This window comes from Shewanella sp. GXUN23E (assembly GCF_050865035.1).
Taxonomy (GTDB): domain Bacteria; phylum Pseudomonadota; class Gammaproteobacteria; order Enterobacterales; family Shewanellaceae; genus Shewanella.
On record NZ_JBOZWP010000039.1, the window covers coordinates 1 to 9548 of the forward strand.

Annotated in this window: 11 protein-coding genes; 5 read left to right on the forward strand and 6 right to left on the reverse strand. The window is 49.5% G+C overall.

Going from position 1 to position 9548, the window contains the following annotated elements:
- Positions 1-765: 765 nt before the first annotated feature.
- Genes ccmE through ccmA form a run of 5 tightly spaced genes read right to left on the reverse strand, consistent with a single transcriptional unit; the run spans position 766 to position 3541 of the window.
- Positions 766-1251, reverse strand: a complete 486-nt coding sequence (gene ccmE, locus ACRRUX_RS20320) for a cytochrome c maturation protein CcmE (RefSeq protein ID WP_432534041.1) — start codon at positions 1249-1251, stop codon at positions 766-768.
- The gene (gene ccmD / locus ACRRUX_RS20325) at positions 1235-1444 is read right to left on the reverse strand and encodes a heme exporter protein CcmD (protein WP_432534043.1); all 210 of its coding nucleotides are present in this window, start codon (positions 1442-1444) and stop codon (positions 1235-1237) included. The genes ccmE and ccmD overlap by 17 nt, the downstream gene beginning before the upstream one ends.
- Complete coding sequence (locus ACRRUX_RS20330) at positions 1444-2190, reverse strand: heme ABC transporter permease (protein ID WP_432534045.1); 747 nt, start codon at positions 2188-2190, stop codon at positions 1444-1446. Before ACRRUX_RS20330 ends, ccmD begins: the two co-directional genes overlap by 1 nt.
- A 1-nt stretch (position 2191) precedes the next feature.
- Entirely contained in the window at positions 2192-2878 is a 687-nt protein-coding gene (ccmB, locus tag ACRRUX_RS20335) for a heme exporter protein CcmB (protein WP_432534047.1), read from the reverse strand.
- Positions 2879-2890: 12 nt separating this feature from the next.
- Entirely contained in the window at positions 2891-3541 is a 651-nt protein-coding gene (gene ccmA / locus ACRRUX_RS20340) for a cytochrome c biogenesis heme-transporting ATPase CcmA (protein ID WP_432534049.1), read from the reverse strand.
- A 320-nt stretch (positions 3542-3861) separates the two neighbouring features.
- Between ccmA and ACRRUX_RS20345 the strand changes: the two genes are divergently transcribed.
- Positions 3862-4155 carry a c-type cytochrome gene (locus ACRRUX_RS20345; protein ID WP_432534051.1) on the forward strand — a complete coding sequence of 98 codons (294 nt, stop codon included), beginning with the start codon at positions 3862-3864 and terminating at the stop codon, positions 4153-4155.
- A 58-nt stretch (positions 4156-4213) separates the two neighbouring features.
- Here the strand turns inward: ACRRUX_RS20345 and ccmI are convergent, their stop codons facing one another.
- Entirely contained in the window at positions 4214-5470 is a 1257-nt protein-coding gene (gene ccmI, locus ACRRUX_RS20350) for a c-type cytochrome biogenesis protein CcmI (RefSeq protein ID WP_432534053.1), read from the reverse strand.
- 394 nt (positions 5471-5864) lie between these two features.
- On the opposite strand from ccmI, the gene ACRRUX_RS20355 reads away from it, so the two are divergent.
- From ACRRUX_RS20355 to ACRRUX_RS20370, 4 genes are read left to right on the forward strand one after another with little or no spacing between them, the layout of a single operon-like run.
- On the forward strand, positions 5865-7838 hold the full coding sequence (locus ACRRUX_RS20355) for a heme lyase CcmF/NrfE family subunit (protein ID WP_432534055.1): 1974 nt from the start codon (positions 5865-5867) through the stop codon (positions 7836-7838).
- A gap of 14 nt (positions 7839-7852) precedes the next feature.
- Positions 7853-8416: a DsbE family thiol:disulfide interchange protein gene (locus tag ACRRUX_RS20360; RefSeq protein WP_432534057.1), complete on the forward strand. Its 564-nt coding sequence runs from the start codon at positions 7853-7855 to the stop codon at positions 8414-8416.
- Positions 8413-8895: a heme lyase NrfEFG subunit NrfF gene (nrfF, locus tag ACRRUX_RS20365; protein ID WP_432534059.1), complete on the forward strand. Its 483-nt coding sequence runs from the start codon at positions 8413-8415 to the stop codon at positions 8893-8895. The genes ACRRUX_RS20360 and nrfF overlap by 4 nt, the downstream gene beginning before the upstream one ends.
- Positions 8892-9455, forward strand: a complete 564-nt coding sequence (locus tag ACRRUX_RS20370; protein WP_432534061.1) for a TlpA disulfide reductase family protein — start codon at positions 8892-8894, stop codon at positions 9453-9455. Before nrfF ends, ACRRUX_RS20370 begins: the two co-directional genes overlap by 4 nt.
- The last annotated feature ends 93 nt before the right edge of the window (positions 9456-9548 follow it).

Sequence of the window (9548 nt, forward strand, 5' to 3'; positions counted from 1 at the left end):
TAACCGCCTGCATGGTGAGTGTTGGGGTAAACTTGCATCAATTCATTCAGCCGTTAGGCTGTCCTGCTGTCCTGCTGTCCTGCTGTCCTGCTGTCCTGCTGTCCTGCTGTCCTGCTGTCCTGCTGTCCTGCTGTCCTGCTGTCCTGCTGTCCTGCTGTCCCTTTGACGGTGCCTGCTCATTCGGTTGATTACAAACCGTTTAGGGGGCTGGTTATTTAGCGGACATGATAAGTCGTATAGACAAGCTTTCTGCTTGGACGTTGATTGGGTATGTTCCCATGAGCTGTCAGTATCAAGGGGCATGCCCTAGTTTGCTCTCTACTAGCCCAGCGGCTAAGCGATTGTCAGGCATCTATCTATCCAGCCTGCAATCTCGAATTCTTCTAGCATGGTCGGATGACAGGCTATGTCCAGAAAACACTATGCCTATACGGACCTGGGGTAGGCATTCTTATGGTTATAAGATTCCCGGAGACTGGAGCGGATCCGCATGCTGACCAGCAGGTTGGATTCCTCATGCTGCCTAATCGGGAACCTTGTGCTGCCAATCAATAGACTTTTTGCGAGCCTCTGCGCTATGGCCACTATGTTATGGATTTCGGAGTGGATACAGCCAGTAAGCGAAGGCATCCCAGCAGCGCGGTGAATGGCTTATGGTTTTATTGGAGTGTGAGGAACCCGGTTAGAAGGCGGGGGGTTCAGGAGTCAGTGGTGGAAAAATAAAGCCCTCAAAAAGAGGGCTTTATTCAATAAAATCGTTACTGCTTATTTGCTGCCGGTTTGAGACTGAGAGTATTCCAGCTTGTCATGGGTTTTGCCCATAGCTTCTGCTACTTCAGGTGGCATGTAGTTCTCATCGTGCTTGGCCAATACTTCGCTGGCCTCGAGCACATTTCCTTCACCCAGTACACCCTGAGCCACAATACCCTGACCTTCGCGGAAAAGATCTGGCAACAGGTCATCATAGGTGACCATGATTTCACCGCCTGAAGCGTCATGCACCTTGAACTCCACATGCAGACTGTCAGGATCACGCTGCAGAGAGCCGACGGTAACCATACCTCCAACGCGAATGCGCTGACCTACTTCTGGTTTAACTCCTGTGTCAGCTTTACCCTGAACAATTTCTGTTGGCGTAAAGAACAGATTCAGGTTGGAGTTCAGCGCATACAGTAACAGTGATGCGATGCCTGCCACACCAACAACCAGGGCGCTTGCCAGTATCAGTCTTTTTTTACGTCTTGGATTCATTGTCACTCCGATGTTGTTTCAGGCGCTCTTCGCGGGCCAGTTTCTGGGCGATTTGCTGCAATACTTTGTTTTTTTGCTTGGCACTCTGGAACACCAGTATGGCCAAACTGACGAAGGTTACACCGTAGGCGAGCCAGACATAAAATGCATAACCGCCCATGTTGAAAAAGTCACCGATAGAATCAAACTGCATTATGCGGCTCCCTGTTCCATTGCGAGTTTACGTACCCAGGGACGCATACCGTTACGTGCCAGAATCTCAGCACGGAAGCGAACCAGGGTTAGCGCACCGATCATCATGCCAAAGCCGAAGATATTGATCAGCAGTGGGATCAGCATGTCTGTAGGCATTGCGGACTTTTCTGTAATTCTGATAGTGGAGGGTTGATGCAAAGAACTCCACCATTCCACAGAGTATTTAATAATTGGGATATTAATTACACCCACGATCGCCAGAATACCTGCGGCTCTGGCGGCCAACACTTTGTCCTCAAATGAGGCGTACAAAGAAATTACACCCAAGTACAGGAACAGCAAAACCAACTCAGAGGTCAGGCGTGCGTCCCATACCCACCAGGTACCCCACATAGGTTTACCCCAGGTTGCACCGGTAAACAGGGCAATAAAGGTGATAACTGCGCCGACAGGAGCAATCGATGCTGCGGCCCAGTCGGCTGCTTTAATTTGCCAGACCAGACCAATAAAGGCTGATACCGCCATCCCCATGTACGCCGCCATTGACATAGAAGCTGCCGGTACGTGAATAAAGATGATGCGGTAACTGTCACCCTGTTGGTAATCGGTAGGGGCAAACATTAAACCCCAAATCGTGCCTGTCAGGATCAGCCCGCATGCCAGAATACTGAACCAGGGCAGCAATTTTCCTGCCAGTTGATAAGCCCTTTCAGGGTCTGCGTAAGGATGTAACCACTTCCACATTTTAGTTAGTACTCACTCTCAGTGATGCACCTATAGCTACAGGTGCCAATGTTAATGAACCGACAAGCATTGCGCCAATAATGGCGAGCTGACCGTCGTAGGGCAGATTCATGCCGGCAGCGTCAATGGCACTGGTGGCGAAAATCAGTACCGGAATATACAACGGCAGGATCAGCAAACTCAGTAAGACACCACCTTTTCTCAATCCAACAGTCAGTGCCACGCCAATTGCACCCAACAGGCTCAATACCGGAGTGCCGAGTGCCAGGGTCGAAACCAATGCACCATAACTATTGGACTCCAGATGCAGCAACACTGCCAGCAGTGGCGCGATAATGATCAGTGGCACGCCGGTCAGTAACCAGTGGGCAAGCACCTTGGCCAACACCATCAACGACAATGGCTGCGGGCTGAGCATCATCTGTTCCAGTGCACCGTCCGAAAAATCTGCCTTAAACAAACGTTCCAGGGATAACATCGATGCCAGCAAAGCGGCTACCCAAATGATCCCCGGGGCGATCCGTGTCAGTACCTGAGGCTCAGGACCTATGCCGAGCGGAAAGAGGGTGACAACCATAACGAAAAACAACAGTGGGTTAAAAATGTCGCCCCGATGACGAACCGCGATTTGTAGATCCCGCTTCAGCAGAGTCATAAATGCACGGGTATAACTGATGCCTCTTTTCATTAACTGGGAACCTTAGTCAAAATTGTACTTGAGCTTGATTTTTCTCAGTCGACTGTCGCTGACTACACCCATGTCCTGGTGTGTGGTGAGGATGACGCAACCGCCGTTGTCTGCATGCTGGATAAACAATTGCTCCAGTGTCTCCACCCCTTTTTTATCAATCGCGGTGAAGGGTTCATCGAGGATCCAGACTTTGCTGTTGGTATGCCAAAGACGGGCCAGGGCAGTCCGTCGATGTTGTCCCGCAGACAGGTGACCGGCCAGCGCGTCTTCAAAGCCGCTAAGGTTCACTTTTGCCAATATGTCCCTGATATCAGGGTCATCGTAACCACTTAACCTTAAATTGAAGTTAAGGTTTTCTTCGGCCGTAAGCTCACATTTCACTCCGGGAAGATGACCTAAATAGAGCAAGTCTTCATTGAATTCATCACGATTTCGGGTGATGTCTTCTCCCTGATATAACACCCGACCGGCGTAGGGGCGGGACAAGCCGGCAAGAATACGTAACAGGCTGGTTTTACCTGCCCCATTAGGACCTTCAATCTGTACGATATCGCCAATGTTGATATCGAAGCTCAGCTCGTCAAACAGAATGCGCTCTTCCCTGATACAGGTAAGGCTATCTGCCGAAATCAGTGTGTTTCCTTTGGTTGTTGTTACCACTGAACCCTCGTAGTGAAGCCGGTATGGAACTGCCCAGATACTATCACATTCGTAATCCCGGTTTTACATTTGAATTGTTTGAAGTGTCAGCAATTTGATGTGCTTCCAAGAAAAACACTTTAGCGGGAACTTTTTAAAATTTTGCTAAACCAAAGGCTGTCTGGTAGGGCACACTGCAGTATGCTCCCAACTTGCGGGCAATTATCACAAAAACGTGAGTTTTATTGATATTTGTTGTAGTCTTAAATCGCCGATGATGAGTCTGCCAATAAAATAAAGGCAGCACGAGCTTGTCATTTTTTACATTAGGAACGATGAAGATGAAGAAACTGTTAGCGATGACTGCAGTAGCCGCATTGGCTATGTCAACGAACGTGTTTGCACAAGATGGAGAGGCTGTTTATAACAAGGCTTGTCAGGTGTGTCACGCCATGGGCGTAGCCGGTGCTCCCAAAGCACACGATGCTGCTGCCTGGGAACCTCGTCTGGCTCAGGGTCTGGATACTTTGGTTGCTACTGTTAAGGCGGGTAAAAATGCCATGCCTCCAGGTGGTATGTGTACTGACTGTACCGACGAAGATTACAAGAACGCTATTGAGTTTATGTCAAAGTAAACTCTTTGCTTCGAACATAAAAAAACCGGCAAATGCCGGTTTTTTTATGTCTGTTTGATTATTGCACCAGAGTGTCAACAACCAACGCAGCGGTATCACCAACCGGAACAGAGGCCAGTTCGCCTTTGAGGTCACCAGCTTTGGGGCGAACACTGCCATGTTTGGAGAGGACTGCGATAATTTCGACATTCCTGGCGTCGCTCAGTTTCAGATTGCCGCCCATAGATGTGGTGTTGTCCAATACGACTTTTGCTGGCAGTGCCTTGGCGCTGATTTTGGTTGCTGCCAAAGGCACTTTCTCACCTTCAGTGTTGCGGGCAAACACGAATAACATATCAGTCGATGCCACTTTATCCTGCAGCTCCGGTGCAATCGAGATTTCGACTGTTACGGTCTTTTGTTCGGCAGCAACACCGGCGTGATTGACATCATTTGGCATTTCACCGGATTCAGTGGCCATACGCATCTTGGCGGTTTGAATTGCATTGTTGACAGAAGCTCGGTCGATATCCTGACGATCGCTGGTCAACAGCGTTTCCCATGCGTTGATAGCTTTGTTGTAGTCAGCGGTGAAGAAGGCGTCCATACCAATCAGCAGCAGAGTCGATGGATCCTTGGGATCCTTTGACAGCGACAGGTCAACAATGGCCTGGATCTCTGGGGTCATTGTCTGGTTGTTCTTGTAATACATGGCAGTGGCTTTAGGGCCCAGCAATTCTGCATGTTCACCAACCAGCTCCATCACTTTGTCAAAAGCGGCAATAGCTTCATCATAACGATTGGCAGAGGTATAGGCGTGACCGAGGTTGAACCACAGTTGGCTGTTGTCTGGCTGGCTTTTGACCTGTGCTTCCATCATTTCGATTTGCTGAGAAATCATTTGTTCCTGAGTCATTCCAGCATGAGGATTACCGGCCTGAGGATTTTCCAGGAAGGGCAGCTCGTTGTATGCACCCAGTTGCATGTAGGAGTAACCGGCAATGGCAATGATTGCGACAGACATGACTGCAGGCCAAAGTATACCTTTTGGCTTGGCCTGTTGGCTGAGTGACTCGTCGGTGCCTTGCTTCATATCCTGCAGCAGGCTGACTTCCAGTTCTTTTTTCAGCGCGTCAAATTCCTGCTGATCCAGCAGTTGCTCATCCAGCTCTTTTTCAAGAATAGCCAGACGCTCATTGAAAAGTTCAACGTTGGTTTTGTTGCGGACACCGGCTTCTTCGGCGCGAATGAGCTTTTGCTGGCGGAAATGAGGCAGCCAAATCAGCAGCAGGCTGACTAACAGCACAAGCGCAATAAAAATCCAGAATGTGGTCATTATTTCTACTTCACGTTAGTTGACTTTACGCGGCCGGGCCGCATGGTTTGATCCCGGATTATACGGGAAGATGATTCATTGAACAGTAATATAACCCTTGATCCAAGGTCGATGAATAGAGTTGGGGACTGGTTCACAGATTAGTCTAACGAGTTAAAATTTCTTGAAACTTAATGAACTTGCCTGTGTCTGACTGATGCTCCTGTAGATTGCCTTTAACCCTGCCAAAATTGGGGATTTGAGAGAATGCGACAAGCAACCCATTATTGGTCGAAAGGGGCAGACAGGAACTATAGCAAAGTCTAAAATGACCAAAAAATTAACGCTCAATGGTTGTTCGTTGTATGGTCTAAGACCGTATAACTCTGCCTGAAGACGAGACTAAGGAACCCCAATGATCCCAGAACTTGGACACTTCTCACTGATCATAGGATTGGCATTCGCCTTCCTGTTGGCCAGTGTGCCCTTGATCGGTGTGGCTCGCAAAGATCAATATCTGGTGCGCTATGCCTGGCCTCTGAGCTACGGTATGGCCTTCTTTATTCTGCTGTCAGTAGTGACGCTGGCCTACAGTTTCGCTACCGATGATTTCTCCGTTGCCTATGTGGCTCATCATTCCAACTCTCAGCTTCCGATTTTCTTTAAAATTGCAGCTGTATGGGGCGGCCATGAAGGCTCGCTGTTGTTCTGGGTATTCTCTCTTTCTGCCTGGGCTGCTGCAGTTGCCATGTTCAGTAAGGGCCTGGAAGAGATCTTCACCGCCCGGGTACTGAGTATTCTGGCGATGATCGTCATTGGCTTTACGCTGTTTATGCTGATCACCTCAAGTCCGTTTGAGCGTCTGTTGCCTGTGCCTGCTGAGGGTCGCGACCTTAACCCGATGTTGCAGGATGTGGGGCTGATCTTCCATCCGCCGATGCTTTATCTGGGTTATGTAGGCTTTGCCGTGAGCTTCGCCTTCGCAATTGCAGCCTTGATGAGTGGTCGTCTGGATTCAGCTTGGGCGCGCTGGAGCCGTCCATGGACCCTGGCTGCCTGGGTATTTCTGACCGGTGGTATCTCACTGGGTTCCTGGTGGGCTTACTATGAGCTGGGCTGGGGTGGTTGGTGGTTCTGGGATCCGGTAGAAAATGCCTCCTTTATGCCTTGGTTGGTTGGTACTGCGCTGTTGCACTCTGTCATTGTGACCGAGAAACGTGGTGCGTTCCGTAACTGGACGGTGCTGCTTTCCATTTTTGCATTCTCTCTGAGCTTGCTGGGTACCTTTATCGTACGTTCCGGTGTTCTGACATCCGTGCACTCGTTTGCTGCGGATCCAAGCCGCGGTATGTTCATCCTGTTGCTGCTTGGCCTGGCTATCGGTGGTTCACTGACGCTGTTTGCACTGCGAGCAAGTGAAATGACCAGTCCAGCCCGCTTTGAGCTGAACTCTAAAGAAACCATGTTGTTGGTGTGTAACGTTCTGCTGACTGTTGCCTGCGGTACCGTGCTGCTGGGTACTCTGTATCCGCTGCTTATTGATGCGCTGAACATGGGCAAAATTTCGGTAGGACCTCCATACTTCAACGCCGTATTTGTACCTATTGCTCTGGTGCTGTTTGTATTTATGGGATTGGGACCGGTTTCCCGCTGGAAAAAGTCCAAGCCCGGCGAGGTAAGTCGTCAGGCACTGGTTCCTGCCATCATCTCTCTGGTTGTTGGCCTGGCAATGCCATTTGTTATTGATGGTCAGTTCAATATGTGGGTTGTTGCCGGTATGGGCACTGCAACCTGGGTGACACTGATGACTGTCCGTGCCGGCTATAACATGGTGAAGCCCAAGGCAGATGCTCAGCTGAGTCTGGCGCGTATTTCCCGTAGTCAGGCTGGCATGATCTTGGCTCATCTGGGGATCGCCATGTCGGTAGTGGGTGCCACTATGGTGTCCAACTACTCTCTGGAAAAGAGTGTTCGTATGGGACCTGGTATTTCTCATGAGCTGGCAGGCTACACCTTTAAATACACAGAAACCAAGATAGTGCAGGGGCCAAACTATGTGGCCAAGCAAGGTCAGGTTGAAGTTTATGATGATGGTGAGTTCCTGACGCTGCTCAAGCCGGATCGCCGTCAGTACAACGTGCGCACTATGGACATGACTGAAGCCGGTATTGACTGGGGGCTGACCCGCGATCTGTATGTGACTATGGGCGATCCTGTCAGTGCGACCGAGTTTGCGGTGCGTCTGAACTATAAACCTTATGTTCGCTGGATTTGGATTGGCAGTATTTTCATGATGATAGGTGGTATTTTCTCAGCCTCTGACAAACGCTACCGCGTGCGTCAAAGTGCCAAGGAAAGCGCCGTTGATCGTAACGCCGCTACTGCCTGATTTGTGAGGAAAGCATGAGTAACAAAAGAAGAATTATTCTTTTCCTGCCTTTGATTGTGTTTCTGGGAATGGGCGTCTTTCTCTATAAAGGCCTGTTCCTGAGTCCGGAAAAATTGGACTCAGCTCTGGAAGGAAAGCCGATTCCGGCTTTCCAACTGGAAAAGCTGGAAAATCAGGGCGAGATGGTCACCAATAAAGATTTGGTTGGCAAAGTTGCGTTAATGAACGTCTGGGCAACCTGGTGCCCGAGCTGTAAATATGAGCATCCATTCCTGATGATGCTGGCCCGTCAGAACATAGTGCCAATTTATGGCATCAATTATCGTGACGAACGTGGTCCGGCTATCATGGAGCTTGCCCGTGAAGGTGATCCTTACACGCTCAACATCTATGATAAAGACGGTCGTCTTGGTTTGGATCTGGGGGTGTATGGCGCGCCGGAAACCTTCATCATTGACCACAATGGTATCATTCGGTTCCGCTACGCTGGGCCGGTAGATCAGCGTGTGTGGACTGAGACCCTGTTGCCTATGGTTCAACAACTTCAGGCTGAAGCGAAGCAGGATGGTGCAGCATGAGACGTGTCATTAAGCTGATTGGTGCCGCCGTGGTGAGTTTGTCTCTGGCGGCCAGCGCTCTGGCAACGCCAATCGACACATACGAATTCCAGAATCCGGATAACCAAAAGCGCGCAATTTCGCTGGCCAGTGAGTTGCGTTGCCCACAGTGCCAAAACCAGAATTTGGTTGATTCCAATTCGCCGGTCGCTCGTGACCTGCGTTTGGAAGTCTACAAAATGGTAGATGATGGCAAAACCGATGACGAGATCGTGGAGTTCATGACCAGCCGTTATGGCGAGTTTGTACTCTATATGCCAAAGGTTGAAACCAAAACCTACATTTTGTGGGGCGGCCCAGTAGCGCTTTTCGTGATGGGGTTGGGGATTGTCTTCCTGTTTGTTCGTCGTCAACGTGGATCTGCTGGTAAGGAAATTGCGTTGAGTGAAGATGAACAGCGGCAGCTGGATGAGTTACTTAAGCGGAATCAACAACAATGAAATCATACCTGAGTATTGCACTTGTGCTGTCGTTGCTCAGTGGTGTAGCTCAGGCCTATCCGGGGATGCAACCGCATCCCCAGGTAAACAGCGGCTCCACGGTCGACAAAGTTCAACTCCTTCCCAAATCCTTTCCCATTGAAGCTATTCCTTTCCAGACGGTAGATGGTAAGCCTGTCGATTTCAGCCAATATAAAGGCAAGGTAGTCATGGTAAACATGTGGGCCACCTGGTGTCCTCCATGTGTAAGAGAATTGCCGGCGCTCGATAAGCTGTCGCAACAGTTTGATCCGGACGAGTTTGTTGTGCTGCCCATATCGATTGATGCAGAAGGGCAACAGCAGGTTCAGCCTTTCTTGAAAGAGCTGGGGATGTCTGACTTTATCTCTTATTACGATCCTCAGCAGAAGTTGGGAGAAATTTTTCCACTCGACTACATCCCAGCCACCTTTATTCTGGATCAGAATGGTGATTTGATTGCTTTCGTTCGTAGCTTTGTCGATTGGAATGATCCCAAAGCAGTGGAGATGATCCGCGGGATGATCGCCAATAAGAGCTAAATAGCCCGGTTTTGCTGCTTTATGCAGCGAAAATCCTGTTAAAAGATCGCTTTTGTTGAAAATCTCAGCAAGCGATCTTTTTTCTTTTAAAAA

Bases quoted from the DNA above. Each gene is read 5' to 3' on its own strand.
- ccmE (WP_432534041.1), bottom strand. From the start codon at position 1,251: ATGAATCCAAGACGTAAAAAAAGACTGATACTGGCAAGCGCCCTGGTT.
- ccmD (WP_432534043.1), bottom strand. From the start codon at position 1,444: ATGCAGTTTGATTCTATCGGTGACTTTTTCAACATGGGCGGTTATGCA.
- ACRRUX_RS20330 (WP_432534045.1), bottom strand. From the start codon at position 2,190: ATGTGGAAGTGGTTACATCCTTACGCAGACCCTGAAAGGGCTTATCAA.
- ccmB (WP_432534047.1), bottom strand. From the start codon at position 2,878: ATGAAAAGAGGCATCAGTTATACCCGTGCATTTATGACTCTGCTGAAG.
- ACRRUX_RS20345 (WP_432534051.1), top strand. From the start codon at position 3,862: ATGAAGAAACTGTTAGCGATGACTGCAGTAGCCGCATTGGCTATGTCA.
- ccmI (WP_432534053.1), bottom strand. From the start codon at position 5,470: ATGACCACATTCTGGATTTTTATTGCGCTTGTGCTGTTAGTCAGCCTG.
- ACRRUX_RS20355 (WP_432534055.1), top strand. From the start codon at position 5,865: ATGATCCCAGAACTTGGACACTTCTCACTGATCATAGGATTGGCATTC.
- ACRRUX_RS20360 (WP_432534057.1), top strand. From the start codon at position 7,853: ATGAGTAACAAAAGAAGAATTATTCTTTTCCTGCCTTTGATTGTGTTT.
- nrfF (WP_432534059.1), top strand. From the start codon at position 8,413: ATGAGACGTGTCATTAAGCTGATTGGTGCCGCCGTGGTGAGTTTGTCT.
- ACRRUX_RS20370 (WP_432534061.1), top strand. From the start codon at position 8,892: ATGAAATCATACCTGAGTATTGCACTTGTGCTGTCGTTGCTCAGTGGT.